The following is a 19,754-nucleotide window of genomic DNA, read 5'->3' on the forward strand; positions in this document are numbered from 1 at the left end:
ATTGTAATAAAATTTTTGAATTATTCTTCTAATGAGAAATTAATAGGAAAACCATATTTAACCGACACTAGTTCTCCTTCGTTTTTAGCAGGTTTGAATCGTGGTAACTTAGCAACAACTCTTTTAGCTTCTTCGTTGAGTAACTCACCATTGTCTGGCCCTAGCGTTTTAACATTAGTTACATATCCATTTTTATCAATAATAAAACGAACCCAGACTTCTCCTTGAATTTGATTCCTCACAGCTTCACTTGGATAACTAAAATGCTTATTAATATGATTAATCATTTCAGTATTGAAACACTCTAATCCATCATTTTTTTTAACTTCTCCACAATTTTTAAAAGTAGGTATTTTATCCACGTAATAAAGTTTCAAAGCCTTTTCTACTTCCTCCTTTGACAACCTTTCCTTTAAAGCTGTTATACTATTTTTTAAAGTTACAGCCTTATCTTCTGGATTATCTTTCTGAATTATCTCAGCTACTTCTGAAATACTATTAACTTGACTAACTCCAACAGTTTTAACAGACTCAATATTCTGAGCCACTCTCTTTTTAGCGATTTTTCTTCTTTTTAAAAATCGTTTACTTGCAGAAACTTTAACTTTGATTTGCCTATTAGAGTTTTTTTTAGAATTTTTAATGGGTTCGATAGTACATTTTGTGATACTATTTACATCTATAGTTGATTCATCTGGTGACTCACATACTTCCTGTTGTCCATAAAAATTTACAACACAAAGCATGACAAGTACAATAAAAAATTTTATTTTCATTTTAAGGGGAATTTTATAAAATCGAGTATACTTTTTTTAAGCGCGCAAACATACAAAAAACTTTTATAGACTCCTTAAAATTAACATTCTTTGCTCTTTCTTTAGATTACAAATAAATTCATGAATCACAGCAAACCATACATACCTGTAAAACAACATGATACCCGCCCCCTCCTTTTTCCCACTACCTAAACTTCCAATACCACAACTTTATTCTAAAAAAACAATTAATCCTGATTTTATAAACCTTATGCGTCCTAAATTGAAAACTTTTCTACAATTTTAACAACATCAAGGCAAAGTATATCCATACAAATCAATCAATAGATATTAAATTCTGGGATAGTAATGAACATAGAGTAAAAAAATCACATTCTAGTTCTAGAAAACTTAATAACTATCTTTTTAGCAAAGCTAAGGAGAGCAAGTTACATTGCCTTTGAGGTAGATGAAAATAACAGAAACATATCTAGTCAATAAATTAAGAAAAAGGTAAAGCGTAGCAGTAGCAATATCTATTTTCTCTAATTAGGTTCAGAAAGTAAAAATAATAAACATTTATTAGGAAAGTATTCCATTGCTAACTCACAACTTTCTATTTTATACAATTTTGAAGAGTTTTTTAACTATAGTAAAACTGCTTATCATCAATCCATTATCGAAGATAATCAAACAAAATAGAAGGGATTATTTTCCTAAAGATCGTAGAGCAGGAAGAAATATTCCTAAAGAAATTAATTCGATAGAGATTGATTCATTCGAGTAAATCAATTAATAAAGATTATGTGATAATACAGAATACTAAAAGAGATTCTTTATAAAGCAAATTAACTTAATAAGAATTATTTTAACAATGAATGGTTTAATGAATTCCCTCGAAATAGAATGCCAAGAAATTATTTAAATTAAAATATATTTTTTAAATAGTTAATGGTTTGTCCTTTTATTAACCAAGAAATAGAAAATGGTATTACTGCTATTGTTTCAAAAATAAACACATCGTAATTTGTTAATTGAAATTCCTTTTTAAACAAACTAATTATCATTATTATAGCTAAAATAGCTACTGACCCGAAAACAATATTTCCACATAAACGATAAACCTTATTATACGTTTTATTTTCTCCTCTAGTAAATTTATATTTAGACACCCAGCCCATTGATAGAATAAAGATACCAGCAGACAATAAATGAATAAATGTTTTAAAATCGTTATTATGCCCTAGTAGTGGTAATAAATTATTACTACATAATTTATCTATAAAAAAACTCTTACTACCAGAACAATGTGTAGGAACAAACACAACAATTAAAGCCGCAATACCTCCTATATTTGTTATAAAGTCATCACTTATTTTTTCTGTTTCCTTATCAATTTTATAGCCTTTATAAGAAATTAGGAATAATCCAAAAGTTGATAATATAATTATAAACAATAAAGACGATAAAGTTTTATAGTAATAATGACTCATAGAAGATAATAATTCACCTCCTGAGAATAATAAAATTAATGGGAGTAATAAACCCAAGAGACCTATGAGTTTTCTAATTCGATAATCTGAATGTTGTATTTCTTGTCGTACCATCTAAATTTAAGTTTTGATTGATCAAAATATTTATGCCGTATCTGGCTAAAATTTATTATCATTAAATATAATAAAAAAATGAAATAACATTTAAGAGAGAGTTGTAAACGCCTTTTAAAAAGATACAGATAGTTATTATTTAAACCTTAACTTAGTTTATAGAACTTTATATACACTCAATAATTACAATTTATAACAAACAATATAGAACCATATTAAACTAAAAAAGAGCTTCAATCTCTTGAAGCTCTTTTTTAGTAGCGGGAACAGGACTCGAACCTGTGACCTTCGGGTTATGAGCCCGACGAGCTACCTACTGCTCTATCCCGCGATTTGCGGTTGCAAATATACAGCTTTTTATTCTTTATCACCAAACAAAAAGTAACATTTAAATTAATAAAACTGTTAACTACAACAAGAACAGCCATATAAAAAACAAACATTTCTAACTTAAAACAGCTTATCTTTGCAACATGACACATAAAGCAGGATTTGTAAATATTATCGGGAACCCAAACGTTGGAAAATCAACTTTAATGAACGCATTGGTTGGTGAGAAACTATCAATTATTACTTCTAAGGCACAAACAACCCGACATAGAATTTTAGGAATTGTAAATAATGAGGACTATCAAGTCGTTTTCTCTGATACTCCTGGAATTATTAAACCTGCCTATGAATTACAAGCTTCTATGATGGATTTTGTAAAATCTGCTTTTGAAGATGCTGATGTTTTAATTTACATGGTAGAAGTAGGAGAAAAAGAATTAAAAAACGAAGCCTTCTTTAATAAAATTATTAATAGTAAAATTCCAGTTATATTATTATTAAATAAAATTGATAAATCTTCACAAGAAGAAGTTGAAGAGAAAATCGCCTATTGGAGAAACAAGGTACCTAATTCTTTTGTTTATGTAATTTCAGCGTTAGAGAAATTTAATGTTGAAACTGTTTTTTATAAAATTATAGAATTACTTCCTGAAGCTCCACCTTTTTATCCAAAAGATCAATTAACAGACAAACCTGAACGTTTTTTTGTGAATGAAAAAATTCGTGAAAAAATTCTTCAACACTACAAAAAAGAAATTCCATATTCAGTTGAAGTAGAAACAGAAGAATTTGTAGAAGAAGAAAAAATCATAAAAATTCGTGCTGTAATTATGGTTGAACGCGAAACCCAAAAAGGTATTATTATTGGTCATAAAGGAACAGCCATAAAACGTGTAGGTACTGAAGCAAGAAAAGATTTACAGCAGTTTTTTGATAAAAAAGTGTTTTTAGATTTATATGTTAAAGTGAATAAGAACTGGCGTTCTAATGAAAGACAATTAAAACGATTTGGTTATAAAGATTAACCTTTTACTTCTTTTAATAGTTTTTTTGTAAAATCTTTCAGTTCATCCATTTGCTTTTTACCAGTGGCTTTACCTATGGTTCCCACAAAATATAACAACACCCAAACTATAGGTAATACAACCAACATTACAATAGGTAATATTGACGATTTGTTTAACGACCAATTACTGTAAGCTATAATTCCGAAAATTAGAAAAGCAGTAGCCACAAAAAAATGCAAAAACATAAAGAGTGTCCATACTTGAGGTTTCGGGCCAAACAACCCTTTAACTTTAGAAGTTAAATCAGTTACATCTTCAATTTCAATATGTAACTGTGGTGACCAAAAATGATTTTCTTTATCAGGAACATCAATCACCAAATGGTTGTCTACAAGTTTGGTTCTGTACTTTGATACTTCAGATAAATTCTTTTTAATCTCACCCAATAAAACCTCTGAATTCATCTCAAATTCAATTTGAAATCTTGGTTTTAGAAAAACCTGATTATACAATTTATCATCCATATCTTATATATTATTTGCCTACAATTTAGTAAAAACATTATACTATATGAAATTCTTATAAAGTTCATACTGTAAATTGTATCTTTGCACAAATTTTTGCAAAATGAGTAGTATTGTTGCCATAGTTGGTAGACCCAATGTAGGAAAATCCACTTTATTTAATAGATTAGTACAACGCCGTGAGGCAATTGTAGATTCTGTTAGTGGTGTTACAAGAGATCGTCATTACGGTAAATCTGAGTGGAACGGAAAAGAATTTTCTGTAATCGATACTGGAGGATATGTAGTAGGATCAGATGATATTTTTGAAGGAGAAATACGTAAGCAAGTTCAATTAGCTATTGATGAAGCTGATATTATTGTTTTTGTAGTTGATGTGGAACAAGGAATTACTCCTATGGATGAAGCTGTAGCAAAAATATTACGCCAAGTAAAAAAGCCTCTTTTTATGGCTGTAAATAAGGTAGATAACGCGATGCGTGATGCTGATGCTGTTGAATTTTACAATCTTGGTTTAGGAGATTATCATACAATTTCTTCAATAAACGGAAGCGGTACAGGAGATTTATTAGATGCTGTAGCTGAAGCCCTTCCTGAAGAAGAAGAAACTTCTGAAGATGAATTACCACGTTTTGCTGTGGTTGGAAGACCTAATGCAGGAAAATCTTCTTTTATCAATGCTTTAATTGGCGAAGACAGAAACATTGTTACAAACATAGCTGGTACTACACGTGATTCTATTGATACAAAATACAACCGTTATGGTTTTGAATTCAATTTAGTAGATACTGCAGGTATTAGAAAAAAATCGAAAGTTAAAGAGGACTTAGAGTTTTATTCTGTAATGCGTGCTGTACGTGCCATTGAACATTGTGATGTTGCTATCTTAGTAGTAGATGCTACTCGTGATTTTGAAGGTCAAGTTGAAAAAATATTTTGGCTAGCAGAAAAAAACAGAAAAGGTATCGTTATACTTGTTAATAAGTGGGACTTAATCGAAAAGGAAACGAATACAATGCGTGATTTTGAAGCGCATATTAGAAAGAAAATTGCTCCTTTCACTGATGTTCCAATCGTATTTATATCAGTATTAAACAAACAACGTATTTTTAAAGCTATTGAAAGTGCTGTTGAAGTTTATGAAAACAGAAAACGACGCATTAAAACAAGTAAATTAAACGAAACAATGCTGGAAATTATAGAACATAATCCTCCTCCAGCAACTAAAGGGAAATTTATAAAAATCAAATACTGTATGCAATTACCTACGCATACACCACAGTTTGCATTTTTTGCTAATTTACCTCAATATATTAGAGACCCTTATAAACGTTATTTAGAAAATCAATTACGTGAACACTATGACTTTAATGGTGTGCCTATTAGCATTTATTTTAGACAAAAATAGGTTTAACATAAATTAACTTTTTTAACAGTAGTTTTTTTATTTCTTTGTACGCTATTTAATTTTTTGCTACAAGAACTATGAAAAAACTACTTTTTATTTTGGGGTTATTTCTTATTGGGAATATTTCAGCTCAATCCTATCAATTTAAAATTACTGGAAAGATTAATTCTTTTAAAGAAAAGAAACCAATAGAAGCTGCAACTATCCATTTAGAAAGAGTTAAAGATTCTTCCGTTATTTCATACACGATTTCTAACGAAAAAGGAAACTTCTCCCTAGAAGGTAAATCGTTTCACAAAGATTTAAAACTGTTTATTTCTTTTGTAGGAATGGATAATTACACCAAACTAATTTCATTAGATAAAAAAACAAATTTCAACTTAGGACTTATCAACATAAAAGAGAGTAGCAATTTATTAAACGAAGTTATTGTTAAGTCTAGGGCTCCTATTACAATAAAAAAAGACACCGTAGAATTTAATGTCAAATCTTTTAAAACCAAAAAAGATGCTAATGTTGAAGACTTATTAAAAAAACTACCTGGTGTTGAAGTTGATGAAGAAGGAAAAATAACCGTAAACGGAAAAGAAGTAAATAAGATTTTAGTTAACGGAAAACCTTTTTTTGGAAATGACCCTAGTATAACAACCAAAAACTTAACTAAAGAGATTATAGAAAAAGTTCAAATTACTGATACAAAATCGAAATCTGAAGCATTCTCAGGGGAAAAAGGTGATTCAGAAAGCAAAACAATCAACCTTACCATAAAAAAAGAGAATAATAAAGGTTGGTTTGGTAGAGTATCAGCCGGTGGAGGAACAGATAAACGCTATGAAGCAGCTACAATGGTTAACCGCTTTAACAATAATCAACGATTTAGTGTTCTTGCTAGCTCAAACAACATTAACTCACCTGGTTTTAGTTTTGGTGAAATTCAAAAAATGTTTGGAAGTGGTGGTAACACTTGGATTAGCGGAAATGGAAGCTTTAGCATCAACGGAAGAAATTTTGGTGGTGGAAGTGGAATTATAAAATCTAAAACAGCTGGAGCTACATATGCAGATGAATACGGAAAAGGACTAGACATTAATGCTAATTATTTTTATTCAGGAAGTACTTCCAATAATGAATCAAAAAATAATAGAGAATACACTTTACCTGATAGAAAATATTTTACAACATCTTCATCAAACTCAGATAATGAAAATCATAACCATAGTATAGACACTGAGCTAGATATAGAAATAGATTCTACTTTTCTCATAAACATAAAACCTTCTTTTGTTTATAATAAAAGAGAAGGAAATAATAATACACAAGAGGAATCTTTAGACGAAAACAGAATACTAACCAATAGTTTTACTAGTAGCTCATACTCAAAATCTACAGCCAATAATTTTAGGAATAAAATAGATATTACAAAAAAGCTAGGAAAAAACGGTTCATTCATTAAAGCTTACATTATTAATCAAGTTGATAAATCTGATTCTGAAGACTTTAATAGATCTACAATCAATATTTTGGGAACTAATCCTAGTATAGAAAATAGAGATCAAAAAAGTACAACAACTAACAACTTAAATAGTTTAAATTCTAAAATTACTTATAGGCTTCCTATAATTGCTAAAAAATTCTTTTTAGACACAAAATATACTTTCACACAAGATGAAAGAGATAATAAAAGAGGAACCTTTGATTTTAATAACACAACTCAACAATATTCAGATTTTAATCAAGATTTAAGTTCAGATTTCACTTATAACGACATAGTTAAAACTCCTGCCATAGAATTTGTATACAACACAAAAAAATGGCGCTTTAATGTTGAAACAGGGTTAGTAAACAGGACCTTAGAAAATAAAGATAAACTTAGACCTAACTTAAGCTTAAAAAAGGAGTTTAATAATTTATCTTTAAGATCTAACTTCAGATATAGGTTTGACTCTAAAGCCTCATTATCTTTTAACTACCGTATAAATAACAGAGTTCCAAACCTTAATCAACTACAACCGTTTTCTAATGTAAATAATCCTTCAAATATTATTACAGGAAACCCAGAATTAAAACCTACACAAAACCACAGAATGTATATTAATTTTAACAAATTTAATTGGCAGGCTGGAACAGGAATTTGGTTTTATATAAGTGGTAGTATGTATAAAAACCAAATCGTTTCAAACACTACAATCGATGCTGATTTACGTAGAAATACCACTTACGAAAATATTGATGGAGGCTATGATATTTGGAGTGGTGGTAGCTACACTAAAAAAGTAAAACTAGACTCTATTACTAATATAAAACTTAGAGCTGGTGCTAATATAAGTGCTTACAAAAACTTTAATCTTTTAAATAATGTAAAAGAAGGAGCAAGAACAACAGCGCTAAGACCAAATCTTGGAATCACCTTAAATTGGAATAAACTTGTTTCTATAGAAACTAGATATGATATCTCTTTTTCAAGAACAAAGTACGATATAAACACTAATCAAAATCAAGACTTCACTAGACATTCATTACGAATATTAACAAGGACAAATTTTCCCAAAAAACTTGAATGGAGAAATGATATTAGATATACCTACAACCCTAATGTAATTGGTTTTGATAAAGCTGCTTGGTTTTGGAATGCAACATTAGCATACTCTATTTTAAACGACAAAGGTACTATTAGTTTAAAAGCTTACGATTTATTAAACCAAAATACAAACGCACAACGTAGAGCTATATCTAATTATGTAGAAGATTCACAGAGTACCGTTTTACAACAATATTTTTTGCTTGGTTTTAGTTGGAAGTTTAACAGCCTAGGTAAAAAAGGAAAAATTAGAAAATATGATTTTCATTTCTAAAAACTAATTATTATTACAAAAGCCATTATTTAACAATAATGGCTTTTTTGATGTTATATGCATCATTTCCGAAAGCAAAACAGCCAAAAAACGACAAACTGTATACAATTTTGTAAATTTGCAGATAGAAAGAAAGGAAACAAATGAAAATAAGGCAACCAAAAGATTTAAAGAACGTAGAATTACCAATGCAACTTAAAGTTAGCTTTGAAAAAATCTACCAAATGATTAGTGGTTTTGCTAGTGAAGAACAAAAAGACCACCCTTATCATGCCTCAGCAGGCATCATGATGAAGGAAATTCAAAAATATCCAGAACTTATTACCGGATTTTCTGACTTGTCTTTATTAAAAAAATATGAAGACATCATAGATCTTTTATTGGAAAATTTATTCCCTCTTATGTTAACTAATAATGAGATAAAAGCCGCTACAATGCCTTTTACTTTCACTTCTTTTAAATTCACTGAGAGATTTGAAAATATTATTCAAAACGCTGGGGAAGATTATGATTTAAGAATTAGAGATTTTGAAGAAGGCACCATGTATATTATGGCTTGTACTCTAATTTTAGGATTAGTGTATAACACTCACATTGATTTAAAAAGACCTTTTTTCTTTGATATACCTGATAAAACAGCAGGAATTACAAAACATTATCGCGTTGCTTTTAATGGCGATTTTATGGAAATAACTCCAACTGAAAAAGCACCTAAACTTACAGAAGAAGATATCAAAATATTGTTAGATAATTTTGATAACTCTGATGTTTGGAGAGAAAAATTCCCTCCGAATTCATATATATTCAAAGGCTTTGGCATCATGAATTTATTTGATGTAACTGCTGACGAAACGATCTCTTCTATCAGAAACACCTTGTTAGAAAAACATGACGATAGTATTAATGAAAAACTTCAAAAAGACTTACGTGAATTTTTCAACATTAAAGATTTAACTACTGGGTTTTCACTTTTTGATACATCTCATTCTAAATTAGAGTCAACACGTATAAAAAAATCTGAAAGTCTAATTTTAAATGACGAATGTGCAATTAATTGCGATCTTTTTTTCTGTGATTATATTTTAGAAAAAGTTTTTCATCAAACTGAGACTATTGCTATTTCTGATATTGAAAAATACGGCAAACAATCTAATCAAAATTTCTTCTACAAACGTTTAAAAGAAAAAAACATTGGTAGTCTTTTATTAATTCCAATAAAAGCTTCTAATAGTGATGATCTTGCTTTAATAGAAATTGCTTCTCCTAGACCTTATGAATTAAATTCATTAAATCAACAAAAATTAAAAGATTTAATTCCAGTTTTCGAAGCTGCTATTGAGCGTTCTGCTGATGAATATCAAAATGTTTTAGAAGCAACCATTCAGGAACATTACACTTCTATTCATCCTTCAGTAAAATGGCGTTTTTATGAAGCAGCTGAAAATTATCAGGCTGATATTTTCAACAAAGAAGAAGATATTAAACTAGACCAGATTGTTTTTGATAACGTTTATCCTCTTTATGGGCAATCTGACATTAAAGGATCGTCTATAGCTAGAAACAATGCTATAAAAGAAGATTTAACAACTCAACTTAACTTAGGGATTTCAGTCCTAAAAGAAGCTTGTAAATCTGAAAAACTACCTATTTACAACGAATTAATGTTCCGTATAAAAGAATACTCACATGAGGTAGAAATTGGATTAAAAGCTGGTGACGAAATTGGTATTTTAGATTTTTTAAAACGAGAAATATATCCTGTTTTTAATCATATCAAAGAAATAAATAGTGAGTTACATTCCTTAGTAAATACTTATATGGATCGTTTAGACCCCAATTTACAAGTAGTGTATGAAAAACGTAAAGCTTACGAACACAGTGTGACTTTATTAAACAATAAACTTGCTAAGTTTATAGACTCTAAACAAGAAGATGCACAAAAAATGTTTCCTCACTATTTTGAACGCTATAAAACTGATGGTGTTGAATACAATATGTATATAGGACAGTCTTTAACAAAGACAAGAAAGTACGATGACTTATATCTATACAACTTAAGATTATGGCAATTACAAGTTATGTGCGAAATGGAAAACGTTGCACACACTGCACGTAAATCTATGGAACACGATTTACAGGTAGCCTCATTAATTTTAGTACATAGTAATCCGTTAGCTATTAAATTTAGAATGGATGAAAAGCAATTTGATGTAGATGGTGCTTACAACATTCGCTATGAGATTATAAAAAAACGTATCGATAAAGCACATATAAAAAACACAAATGAACGTTTAACTGTTCCAGGTAAGATAGCTATTGTATACTCTCAAGATAAAGATGCTGATGAATACTTAAAGTACATTAAGTATTTACAGTCTAAAAATCAATTAGGAGAAATTGAAAAATTAGAGTTAGAAGATCTACAAGGAGTATCTGGTTTAAAAGCCTTACGTGTTGAAGTTATTTATCAAAAAGAATTTGACAGTCAAAAAACAATCACAATAGATCAATTAATGGATGAGTTTAAAGCATAAACTCATCCATTTTATTTTATGAAGCAGCAGCTACTTCTTGTATTTGAAACGCTATTGCAAATGCCATTACACTTACTATGATACCAATCATAAATACGGTATACGTAGTTCTTAACAATTTATACTTTCTGTTTAAAACCAATCCTAAAAAGTATAAGTCTTTGGTAAGTGAACCATACAAATAATCGCGATCTTTCATCATTTCATCCATAGCCCATTCAAATTCAGGTAATTTCATTTGATGAAAATTTCCAAAGAATAATAAATTCACCTTTTTATTTGCTACGTCTTCTTTTGTAAACTTGCCTTCAGTTACATTAGGTCTTGTTGCCATGACCGATAAAATAATAGACGCTACAGTAAATGCAATAAATACTATTGAAGGTATTATTAAATAATGATTTGACGGATTATCTAACTTAGGAATCAACGTAGATAATGCCATAGAAATAATAATAGCATTAACTGATAATAAAATATTAGCTTTTGTATCGGCAATATCACTTAAAGTTATATGATTTCTTAAAGCTACACGAAACATGGTCTCAATACCTCTTTCTGGTAACTCAACCTTATTCTTTTTAAAATCTAGCTCGTCTTTTTTCTGCTTAAGCTTAGTATTTTCTTGCTTTATTTTTTTCTGAGTTTTTAATAATTGAGCTAGGTTTTTACTTTCGGTCTTACTCCAATTTTTGGCAGCAAAATCTGTGTAAAAACGATGCTTAGTCATAAACTTAATATTTTCTTCATTCCATTCAATATCAGAAACAACATGATCTTTAGTTAACTCCCACTCTTTTCTTAATAAAGAAGTATAATCACTAAAGTTCTTACTTCCTAAATGCGCGCAGTCCGCATCGCGAATTATTTTTTCCCCTTCGGTTTTAGGTTTAGTTCCCATCTTGGTTGCCATTATTAAACCAGAAACCTCAGCAATAATAGCTTCAGAAACACTTTTCTCTTTAAGAAAACTTTCAGCTATTTTCACACTTTCTTCCTCATGATTATCCATAGATACAGTATATCCAGTATCGTGAAACCATGCTGCTAAAATTAAATTATTAGCAGAAGCTTCTTCAACTTTTAACCCTTCAATCAATTCTTTAGTTTTTTCAACTACGCGTTGCGTATGAAAAAGGTTGTGATACACAAATGAAGGTTTCAACTTTTCATTCAAAAAGTTTACTACAAAATTCTCCGCTTCAATTAATAAATTTTCCATCAAAAAGGTTTTTGCTAAATTAAAAATAATATTTAACTCTAGTTAAACGTAAGTTTATTGAGTTTAGTACGACTACCTTATTGTTAAATGCTTTAAGATATAGTACAAGATCAAAATTATAATTGATTATGTACTATATTTTTTGTTCAAAATTTTCATATTTTTAATTAAAACAGAAAGGACTATAATATGCTAACTTGGAACAACATTATTCATTTTGCTGTCAACGGAAATCCAACTCCAAATAAAAGAGTTGAAAAAACTGAAGCTGAATGGCAACAACTATTAACTCCAGAACAATTTAGAATTACACGTTTAAAAGGAACTGAACGTCCTTTTTCAGGTGAATTGTGTTCTGTTTATGACGAAGGACAATACAACTGTATTTGCTGTAACACTCCTTTATTTGATTCAACAATTAAATTTAACTCAAGTTCAGGATGGCCTAGTTTTACACAGCCTATTAAAGAAAACGCTATACAATACCATCGCGACACCACACTTGGAATGGTACGTGTAGAAGTTTTATGCAACACTTGTGACGCTCATTTGGGACATGTTTTTCCAGATGGCCCTGAACCAAGTGGATTACGTTATTGTATTAACTCAGAATCTATGCAACTAGAAATGGAGGACAACAATGGAAAATAAAGACATACAAATCGCCACTGTTGGTGGTGGTTGTTTTTGGTGTACTGAAGCAGTATTTCAAGAAATAAAAGGAGTTCTAAAAGTCGTGTCTGGTTATTCAGGAGGAAATGTACCTGGACATCCAACTTATAGAGAAGTTTGCTCTGGTTTAACAGGACATGCAGAGGTTATACAAATAACTTTTGATGCTGATATTATTTCGTATCAAGAAATATTAATCATTTTTATGACAACGCATGATCCTACAACACTAAATAGACAAGGTGCAGATAGAGGAACTCAATATCGATCGGTGATATATTATCATAATGATGAACAAAAAGAAATCGCTGAAGTAGTTTCTAAAGAGGTTGCTCCTTTTTATGAAAACCCAATTGTTACAGAGATAAGTCCTTTAGCTACTTTTTACGAAGCAGAAAAGGAACATCAAGATTATTACGCTAGAAATCAATCACAAGGGTATTGCAGTTTTGTTATTACACCAAAGTTGTCAAAACTCAGAAAATTACATGCAGATAAACTGAAATAGTATGATTAAATTATACGGAGCACAACGTTGTCATAAGACACAATACTATCAAAATTATTTAAAAACGCGTAACATAAGTTACGCGTTTTTCGATGTTGAAAAGAACGAATTATATGCTGAAGAATTGCGCAATTTATACGAAAGCAGAAGATTAAACTTCCCTACAATTACCATTGGTAAGAAAAGACTTAGAAATCCGACAGATAAAGAGTTAAACAAATGGTTACAAAAACTAAAATAGCATTTGGAGGAGGTTGTCATTGGTGCACAGAAGCCGTGTTTCAATCTTTAGTAGGCGTAAATAAAGTAGAACAAGGTTTTATTGTTTCTACTAATGAAGATAATACATTTTCAGAAGCAGTTATTGTACACTTTAATCCAGAAGAAATTTCCTTAGAAACATTAATTGAAATTCATCTTCATACACATAAGAGCACATCACAACATTCAATGAGAAAAAAATACAGATCGGCAGTTTATGTATTTTCAAAAGAACAAAAGTTAGATGCTACTCAAATAATAAAAAGTCTACAAAAAAGCTTTCATCAAAAAATAATTACACAGGTATTAGATTTTGTAGAATTTAAAGCTTCAGATGAAAGGTTAATAAACTACTACTATTCAAATGTTAAAAAACCTTTTTGCGAAAAATTTATCAACCCAAAATTAAAAACACTTTTAGCTAATTTTTCCAAACATGTAAATAGAAATAAGCTAAATCATGCAAGTCCATCATTATGAGAATAACAAAACTTAATATTACCAATAAAAAAGGCTATAAGCTACAAGCTTATTTAGAACTACCAGTAAATCAAAAACCTAATTACTATGCTATTTTTGCACATTGTTTTACTTGTAGTAGTGCTTTAGGAGCTGTTAAAAACATTAGTCGTTCTCTAACAAAACACGGTTTTGGAGTCATACGTTTTGATTTTACAGGTTTAGGACGAAGCGAAGGAAACTTTTCTGAAAGTTACTTTTCAGCAAACGTTGATGATCTTATTGCTGTAAACAACTATATAACCGAGCATTTTGAAGCTCCATGTTTATTAATAGGACATTCATTAGGTGGTGCAGCCGCTATTGTTTCTGCTTCTAAATTAGAGAATATAAAAGCGGTAGCTACTATTGGAGCTCCTGCAGATGTAGCACATGTAAAACATTTATTTTCTCACGGAATTGAAAATATAGAAAATGAAGATTCAGTTGAAGTAAATATTGGAGGAAGACCTTTTAAAATTAATCAAGAGTTTGTTTCTGATTTCGATAAAATAAACTTAGCAGAGGTTACCAAATCACTTCGCAAACCTATATTAATTTTACACTCTCCTGTAGATACAATTGTAGGGGTTAATAATGCTCAGGAACTTTATTTAAACGCTCATCACCCTAAAAGCTTTATTAGCTTAGATAATGCTGATCATTTATTATCTGACCCAAAAGACAGTATCTATGCAGGTAATGTTATAGGTACATGGGTAGCTCGTTATTTTCCTCAAAAAGAAAATACAATGCTAGAAACTAAAGGAGAACAGCTAGTTGGTCATCTAAATTTGGTAGAAGATAATTTCACAACAACAATTCAATCTAAGAATCATACTTTAATTGCAGACGAGCCTGCTTCTGTAGGAGGTGATGATTTTGGTCCTTCTCCTTACGAATATTTAAACGCTGGACTAATTGCCTGTACAGCTATGACTTTGAAATTATATGCAGAACGTAAAAAATGGGATTTACAAGAAGTCTTTGTTTATGTTACTCATTCTAGAAAACATAGTGATGATTTAGGAATTGAAATAGAAAAACCTAAATACCTAGATCATATTAGTAAAAAATTAAAATTTGTTGGCAATTTAGATGAACAACAAAAAGAACGATTAAAAGAAATTGCTTCTAAATGTCCGGTACATAAAACTTTAGCCAGCCAAGTAATTTTTAACACAACAATCATAGAAAATTAACAAATTATGAACCTAATAAACAATTTAAAAAGCTATTTTAAAACAAGAACAGAAGGAAATAACACCTTAAATGCTCCTGAAGGAGTATGCCCTAACTGCTGGGGAAAACAGGAGTGGGAAGGAGAATTTTACAAGAAGATTAAAGTAAATAATATTACACCAGAGCATAATACATATGATAATTTCATTCATGAAGTAGCCTCTAAACTTGATAAAATTACCTTAAAAGAAGATATTTTAATATGCGAAACTTGTAATGTAAGTTATAAAAATTAACACCAATGGACTATTCTGATTTTAGAGAATCTCAACAATTTTTCAACACTAAAGATGGGAAAATAGCCTATATAGATCAAGGAACTGGACCTACCTTGCTTCTACTCCATGGAATTCCAACTTCTGGTTGGTTATATAGAAAAATGATTCCATTATTAGTGAAAAAAGGATACAGAGTTATAGCTCCTGATATGCTAGGTTTTGGAACAAGTGATTCACCCAAAAGTTATGATGCTTATATTGAAAAAAAGCAAGCAAAGCGAGTTTTAGCATTAATGGATTTTCTAAAAATTAAAGAATGGACACATATTTTTCATGATGCAAGTGGTTTATGGACTTGGGAATTATGTAAACTGAGCCCTGAAAGAATAAAAAGACTTGTAATTTTAAACACAATAATATATACCGAAGGCTTCAAGCCTCCTATGCGATTTGGAAAAAATCTTTTTACTAAAATAGTAATGTCGTTATACACCTTTAAAATAACGAACAATCTCCTCATCAAAAACCTTTTTAAAATGGGACTTGTAGAGAACACATTATCCAAAACAGATTTAGAAGGATATCAAAAACCATTGTTAGAAGGTAAAAATAAAGCTATGTATTATTTTTTTTCTAGAACATGTCATAACCTTCCTAACTATAAAGAAGTATTAAACAAACTACAAATACCTACCATGGTTATTTGGGGAAAGGAAGATGAGTTTTTAAAATGGACTCCACAAGAAATGTTAGTTTCAAAAGATTTAAAAATTAATCGTAAGAACATTCATCAAATAGACGCTAAACATTTTATACAAGAAGAAAAACCAGAAGAAATTAGTAATTTTATCCATTCATTTATTCAAGATAATGAAGCTTAAAAACCACGATACTTTTAATACTGAATTGCCTGCTGATAAGATATTAGAAAATTCACGCAGACAAGTTCTAGATGCTTGTTTTTCTTATGTAGAACCTAAAAAAACGGCAAAACCACAATTATTGCATGTTTCCGAAGAAATGTTAGAAGCAATTGGTCTAACTTCAGAAGATGCTTCCTCTAACAAATTTCTAAATATATTTACTGGAAATGAAGTTATAGAAAACACACATCCATATGCAATGTGTTATGGCGGACATCAATTTGGTAATTGGGCTGGACAGTTGGGAGATGGACGTGCTATTAATTTAACTGAAGTTGTACACAATAATAAGCGTTGGGCAATTCAATTAAAAGGAGCTGGAGAAACTCCTTATTCAAGAACTGCCGATGGATTAGCTGTATTACGCTCGTCAATTAGAGAATATTTATGTAGCGAAGCAATGTTTCATTTAGGAGTTCCAACTACTAGAGCTTTATCTCTAAGTTTATCTGGCGATCAAGTTTTACGTGATGTATTATACAATGGAAATCCTGCTTATGAAAAAGGAGCTATTGTTTCACGTTTAGCGCCAAGTTTTATTCGTTTTGGAAATTTTGAAATTCTAGCTGCACGCAAACAGTATTTAATACTTCAAGAGTTAGTTGATTACACTATAAAACATTTTTACCCAGAGATTACATCAACAGGAAAACAAAAATATCTTGACTTTTTAACGCAAATTCGCAATCGTACAATAGACATGATTGTACATTGGCAACGTGTTGGTTTTGTTCACGGTGTAATGAACACAGACAACATGTCAATACTAGGGTTAACTATAGATTATGGACCTTATGGCTGGTTAGAAGGTTATGATTTTGGATGGACTCCTAATACTACAGACAGGCAACATAAAAGATATCGTTACGGAAATCAATCACATATTGGACTGTGGAATTTATTCAAACTAGCCAATGCCTTATATCCTATTATTGAAGAAGTAGATCCTTTGCAAAAAATATTAGATGAGTATTCTGATATTTATAGTGAAAAATATCTTCAAATGATGAAGTCTAAAATTGGAATATTTTCTGAACATAAAGACGATAAAGAATTAATTGGTCGTTTAGAGGAAACATTACAACTAACAGAAACAGATATGACTATTTTCTTTAGAAAACTAGCCAATGTTTCTATTGAAGATAATGTTGATGTTGCTTTCAAAAAAGTTGAAAATGCTTTTTATACACCCAATGAAATTACTCAAGAAATAAAAAATTATTGGGAAGACTGGTTTAATCGATATTTTAAAAGATTACAACAAGAAAACAGTTCTGACACTGAAAGAAAACAAAAAATGAATTCAGTAAATCCAAAATATGTTTTTAGAAACTATATGGCTCAATTAGCAATAGATGACGCTGATAAAGGCGATTATAAATTAATTGATGAATTCTACACATTATTTAAAAACCCTTATTCAGAACAACCAGAATTCGAAAAATGGTTTGCAAAACGACCAGAATGGGCACGTCATAAAGTTGGTTGTTCTATGCTAAGCTGTAGTTCGTAAAACACTAAATTAATATTATTACAAAAACACCTCTTTGAAATTATGAGGTGTTTTTTTATGCTCCAATCTTACATCTGTAATATATATACAAGCATCAGTAAAATGTATACATACACCCTATCAAACCATTATAATTTTACACCATAAATAACTGAAAGTTAAAATCGTAAAATTTAAAACCAATGAAAAAACTAATAGCTTTTATATTCCTATTAACTACAATTAATGGAATTTCACAAAACAGAAACTGGAGTACAAAAACATCAAAAGATGGAAAAACTGTTGTTAAATATGACATTGTAAAAAACAATGGCAAAACACATATTTATTATACAGCAGAAACCAAAGGAGATGTTTCAATAGAAAAGATTGAAAACTATTTTTCCGTTTCAGAAAACCATAAACAATTTTTAGAAAACACTACAAAAAGCAAACAAGTAAAGAAAACATCCGATACCGAATGGACTACCTATTATTATTTTGATGCTCCTTGGCCAATGCCTAATAGTGATGCTGTCCTAAATTTTAAAACAACTAAAACAAATACTACAATTGCTTTTACAGGAACTTCAGCTCCTAAAAGTTATAAAACTACAGATGTAAAACGTATGGAAACATATAACATCAAATACAGTTTTGAAAAAATTAATGACAATTCCACTAAAGTTATCATCTCGGCAGATTTTGTTCCTATTGGCTCAGTACCAAAATGGTTATTAAAAGGTTGGTTTCCTAAAGGACCCGCTGGAATTGCAAGTAGATTACTAAAAGAAGCTTCTAAACAGTAAAATGTATACATCAATCTGTAATATATATACACCTAACCCACTCATGTACAATAATTTTGCATTGTAAACAACAATTAAATAAAACATAAAAACATATATCATGAAAAAAGTAGCATTAATCACTGGAGCTAGTAGTGGAATTGGGAAAGAATTAGCTATAATTCATGCTCAAAAAAAAAGAGATCTAATTCTGGTTGCTAGAAGGTTAGATAAATTAGAAGAACTTAAAATTGAATTAGAAGTAAAATTCGGCATCACCGTTATAACCATAGCTAAAGATTTAAGCATACCAAATGCAGTTAAAGAACTATATAATGAAATTCAAGAAATGAACGTTCAGGTTGAGTTCTTAATAAACAATGCAGGTTTTGGTTTACGTGGTAAATTCCATGAATTGCCTTGGGAACGTCAACAACAAATGATAAACTTAAATATGGTTGCTTTAACAGAGTTAATGTATTTATTTTTACCAGCAATGGTAGCTCGCAATAGAGGTAAAATCTTAAATACTTCATCAACAGCTTCTTTTATGCCTGGGCCTTTACAAGCTATTTACTTTGCAACTAAATCATATGTTACTTTTTTAAGTAATGCTATTGCAGAAGAATTGCACGATACCAACGTTACTGTAACCAACTTAATGCCTGGCGCTACTGAAACTGAATTTGCAAAAACTTCTGGCATGGATGAAACAGGATTATTTGAAAAAACTGTAACTGCAAAATCTGTAGCTGAAGATGGTTATAAAGCAATGGAACAAGGGAAATTAGACGTTGTTTCTGGATTAACTTTTAGCCAAAAGTTAATGATGAAATCAATTCCTTTTACACCTAAAAAGACCATCTTAAAACAAATACGCAAAATGCAAGAAGTCTAAATAGTGTATATTGTA

Annotated in this window: 20 protein-coding genes and 1 tRNA gene; 16 read left to right on the forward strand and 5 right to left on the reverse strand. The window is 30.0% G+C overall.

All coding sequences use genetic code 11. The annotated features are described in order from the left end of the window. Positions 1–20 precede the first annotated feature (20 nt). Positions 21–776, reverse strand: coding sequence for an energy transducer TonB (locus ACOQN8_RS03510; protein WP_272151739.1), 756 nt, complete (start codon positions 774–776; stop codon positions 21–23). A 290-nt stretch (positions 777–1,066) separates the two neighbouring features. Between ACOQN8_RS03510 and ACOQN8_RS03515 the strand changes: the two genes are divergently transcribed. Together ACOQN8_RS03515 and ACOQN8_RS03520 are read left to right on the forward strand one after the other, a co-directional pair. Further along, on the forward strand, positions 1,067–1,219 hold the full coding sequence (locus tag ACOQN8_RS03515) for a hypothetical protein (protein ID WP_420552804.1): 153 nt from the start codon (positions 1,067–1,069) through the stop codon (positions 1,217–1,219). Between the two features lie 167 nt (positions 1,220–1,386). Next, positions 1,387–1,542, forward strand: a complete 156-nt coding sequence (locus ACOQN8_RS03520) for a hypothetical protein (RefSeq protein ID WP_420551629.1) — start codon at positions 1,387–1,389, stop codon at positions 1,540–1,542. 139 nt (positions 1,543–1,681) lie between these two features. On the opposite strand, the gene ACOQN8_RS03525 is transcribed toward ACOQN8_RS03520, so the two are convergent. Next, the gene (locus tag ACOQN8_RS03525) at positions 1,682–2,362 is read right to left on the reverse strand and encodes a hypothetical protein (RefSeq protein ID WP_420551630.1); all 681 of its coding nucleotides are present in this window, start codon (positions 2,360–2,362) and stop codon (positions 1,682–1,684) included. A gap of 258 nt (positions 2,363–2,620) precedes the next feature. Continuing rightward, positions 2,621–2,693, reverse strand: a tRNA-Met gene (locus ACOQN8_RS03530). A gap of 142 nt (positions 2,694–2,835) precedes the next feature. On the opposite strand from ACOQN8_RS03530, the gene era reads away from it, so the two are divergent. Continuing rightward, positions 2,836–3,717, forward strand: a complete 882-nt coding sequence (gene era, locus ACOQN8_RS03535) for a GTPase Era (protein ID WP_235273537.1) — start codon at positions 2,836–2,838, stop codon at positions 3,715–3,717. Here era and ACOQN8_RS03540 read toward each other — a convergent pair. Next, entirely contained in the window at positions 3,714–4,223 is a 510-nt protein-coding gene (locus ACOQN8_RS03540) for a GTP-binding protein (protein ID WP_420551631.1), read from the reverse strand. The two genes, era and ACOQN8_RS03540, sit on opposite strands and share 4 nt — an antisense overlap. A 103-nt stretch (positions 4,224–4,326) precedes the next feature. On the opposite strand from ACOQN8_RS03540, the gene der reads away from it, so the two are divergent. The 3 genes from der (at position 4,327) to ACOQN8_RS03555 (ending at position 11,017) form a co-directional block, all read left to right on the forward strand. Further along, positions 4,327–5,631 carry a ribosome biogenesis GTPase Der gene (gene der, locus ACOQN8_RS03545; protein WP_272151547.1) on the forward strand — a complete coding sequence of 435 codons (1,305 nt, stop codon included), beginning with the start codon at positions 4,327–4,329 and terminating at the stop codon, positions 5,629–5,631. 77 nt (positions 5,632–5,708) lie between these two features. After that, positions 5,709–8,483 carry an outer membrane beta-barrel protein gene (locus ACOQN8_RS03550; protein WP_420551632.1) on the forward strand — a complete coding sequence of 925 codons (2,775 nt, stop codon included), beginning with the start codon at positions 5,709–5,711 and terminating at the stop codon, positions 8,481–8,483. 143 nt (positions 8,484–8,626) lie between these two features. Continuing rightward, complete coding sequence (locus ACOQN8_RS03555) at positions 8,627–11,017, forward strand: GAF domain-containing protein (protein WP_420551633.1); 2,391 nt, start codon at positions 8,627–8,629, stop codon at positions 11,015–11,017. A 16-nt stretch (positions 11,018–11,033) separates the two neighbouring features. On the opposite strand, the gene ACOQN8_RS03560 is transcribed toward ACOQN8_RS03555, so the two are convergent. Then, positions 11,034–12,239, reverse strand: coding sequence for a Pycsar system effector family protein (locus ACOQN8_RS03560; RefSeq protein WP_420551634.1), 1,206 nt, complete (start codon positions 12,237–12,239; stop codon positions 11,034–11,036). A gap of 189 nt (positions 12,240–12,428) precedes the next feature. Between ACOQN8_RS03560 and msrB the strand changes: the two genes are divergently transcribed. The 10 genes from msrB to ACOQN8_RS03610 all read left to right on the forward strand — a co-directional run bounded on the left by msrB (position 12,429) and on the right by ACOQN8_RS03610 (position 19,739). Then, on the forward strand, positions 12,429–12,890 hold the full coding sequence (gene msrB, locus ACOQN8_RS03565) for a peptide-methionine (R)-S-oxide reductase MsrB (protein ID WP_150899952.1): 462 nt from the start codon (positions 12,429–12,431) through the stop codon (positions 12,888–12,890). After that, positions 12,880–13,419 (forward strand): peptide-methionine (S)-S-oxide reductase MsrA, encoded by a 540-nt coding sequence (gene msrA / locus ACOQN8_RS03570; RefSeq protein WP_150899951.1) that lies wholly within the window; start codon positions 12,880–12,882, stop codon positions 13,417–13,419. The genes msrB and msrA overlap by 11 nt, the downstream gene beginning before the upstream one ends. Before the next feature lies 1 nt (position 13,420). After that, complete coding sequence (locus tag ACOQN8_RS03575; RefSeq protein WP_420551635.1) at positions 13,421–13,660, forward strand: glutaredoxin family protein; 240 nt, start codon at positions 13,421–13,423, stop codon at positions 13,658–13,660. Then, positions 13,639–14,160 (forward strand): peptide-methionine (S)-S-oxide reductase, encoded by a 522-nt coding sequence (locus ACOQN8_RS03580; RefSeq protein WP_420551636.1) that lies wholly within the window; start codon positions 13,639–13,641, stop codon positions 14,158–14,160. The genes ACOQN8_RS03575 and ACOQN8_RS03580 overlap by 22 nt, the downstream gene beginning before the upstream one ends. Then, complete coding sequence (locus tag ACOQN8_RS03585; RefSeq protein WP_420551637.1) at positions 14,157–15,380, forward strand: bifunctional alpha/beta hydrolase/OsmC family protein; 1,224 nt, start codon at positions 14,157–14,159, stop codon at positions 15,378–15,380. The genes ACOQN8_RS03580 and ACOQN8_RS03585 overlap by 4 nt, the downstream gene beginning before the upstream one ends. A 6-nt stretch (positions 15,381–15,386) precedes the next feature. Continuing rightward, on the forward strand, positions 15,387–15,656 hold the full coding sequence (locus tag ACOQN8_RS03590; RefSeq protein WP_150899947.1) for a hypothetical protein: 270 nt from the start codon (positions 15,387–15,389) through the stop codon (positions 15,654–15,656). 5 nt (positions 15,657–15,661) lie between these two features. Continuing rightward, positions 15,662–16,519 carry an alpha/beta fold hydrolase gene (locus tag ACOQN8_RS03595; protein WP_420551638.1) on the forward strand — a complete coding sequence of 286 codons (858 nt, stop codon included), beginning with the start codon at positions 15,662–15,664 and terminating at the stop codon, positions 16,517–16,519. Next, on the forward strand, positions 16,509–18,074 hold the full coding sequence (locus tag ACOQN8_RS03600; protein ID WP_420551639.1) for a protein adenylyltransferase SelO: 1,566 nt from the start codon (positions 16,509–16,511) through the stop codon (positions 18,072–18,074). The genes ACOQN8_RS03595 and ACOQN8_RS03600 overlap by 11 nt, the downstream gene beginning before the upstream one ends. 182 nt (positions 18,075–18,256) lie before the next feature. Further along, the gene (locus tag ACOQN8_RS03605; protein WP_420551640.1) at positions 18,257–18,862 is read left to right on the forward strand and encodes an SRPBCC family protein; all 606 of its coding nucleotides are present in this window, start codon (positions 18,257–18,259) and stop codon (positions 18,860–18,862) included. A gap of 100 nt (positions 18,863–18,962) precedes the next feature. Further along, complete coding sequence (locus ACOQN8_RS03610) at positions 18,963–19,739, forward strand: SDR family NAD(P)-dependent oxidoreductase (protein ID WP_420551641.1); 777 nt, start codon at positions 18,963–18,965, stop codon at positions 19,737–19,739. The last annotated feature ends 15 nt before the right edge of the window (positions 19,740–19,754 follow it).

Origin of the sequence: Tenacibaculum aiptasiae, assembly GCF_965221665.1 — a bacterium.
GTDB classification, from domain to species: domain Bacteria; phylum Bacteroidota; class Bacteroidia; order Flavobacteriales; family Flavobacteriaceae; genus Polaribacter; species Polaribacter aiptasiae.

Bases quoted from the DNA above. Each gene is read 5' to 3' on its own strand.
- ACOQN8_RS03605 (WP_420551640.1), top strand. From the start codon at position 18,257: ATGAAAAAACTAATAGCTTTTATATTCCTATTAACTACAATTAATGGA.
- msrB (WP_150899952.1), top strand. From the start codon at position 12,429: ATGCTAACTTGGAACAACATTATTCATTTTGCTGTCAACGGAAATCCA.
- msrA (WP_150899951.1), top strand. From the start codon at position 12,880: ATGGAAAATAAAGACATACAAATCGCCACTGTTGGTGGTGGTTGTTTT.
- ACOQN8_RS03580 (WP_420551636.1), top strand. From the start codon at position 13,639: ATGGTTACAAAAACTAAAATAGCATTTGGAGGAGGTTGTCATTGGTGC.
- der (WP_272151547.1), top strand. From the start codon at position 4,327: ATGAGTAGTATTGTTGCCATAGTTGGTAGACCCAATGTAGGAAAATCC.
- ACOQN8_RS03560 (WP_420551634.1), bottom strand. From the start codon at position 12,239: ATGGAAAATTTATTAATTGAAGCGGAGAATTTTGTAGTAAACTTTTTG.
- ACOQN8_RS03525 (WP_420551630.1), bottom strand. From the start codon at position 2,362: ATGGTACGACAAGAAATACAACATTCAGATTATCGAATTAGAAAACTC.
- ACOQN8_RS03585 (WP_420551637.1), top strand. From the start codon at position 14,157: ATGAGAATAACAAAACTTAATATTACCAATAAAAAAGGCTATAAGCTA.
- ACOQN8_RS03595 (WP_420551638.1), top strand. From the start codon at position 15,662: ATGGACTATTCTGATTTTAGAGAATCTCAACAATTTTTCAACACTAAA.
- ACOQN8_RS03610 (WP_420551641.1), top strand. From the start codon at position 18,963: ATGAAAAAAGTAGCATTAATCACTGGAGCTAGTAGTGGAATTGGGAAA.
- ACOQN8_RS03540 (WP_420551631.1), bottom strand. From the start codon at position 4,223: ATGGATGATAAATTGTATAATCAGGTTTTTCTAAAACCAAGATTTCAA.
- ACOQN8_RS03550 (WP_420551632.1), top strand. From the start codon at position 5,709: ATGAAAAAACTACTTTTTATTTTGGGGTTATTTCTTATTGGGAATATT.
- ACOQN8_RS03555 (WP_420551633.1), top strand. From the start codon at position 8,627: ATGAAAATAAGGCAACCAAAAGATTTAAAGAACGTAGAATTACCAATG.
- era (WP_235273537.1), top strand. From the start codon at position 2,836: ATGACACATAAAGCAGGATTTGTAAATATTATCGGGAACCCAAACGTT.
- ACOQN8_RS03575 (WP_420551635.1), top strand. From the start codon at position 13,421: ATGATTAAATTATACGGAGCACAACGTTGTCATAAGACACAATACTAT.
- ACOQN8_RS03510 (WP_272151739.1), bottom strand. From the start codon at position 776: ATGAAAATAAAATTTTTTATTGTACTTGTCATGCTTTGTGTTGTAAAT.
- ACOQN8_RS03600 (WP_420551639.1), top strand. From the start codon at position 16,509: ATGAAGCTTAAAAACCACGATACTTTTAATACTGAATTGCCTGCTGAT.
- ACOQN8_RS03590 (WP_150899947.1), top strand. From the start codon at position 15,387: ATGAACCTAATAAACAATTTAAAAAGCTATTTTAAAACAAGAACAGAA.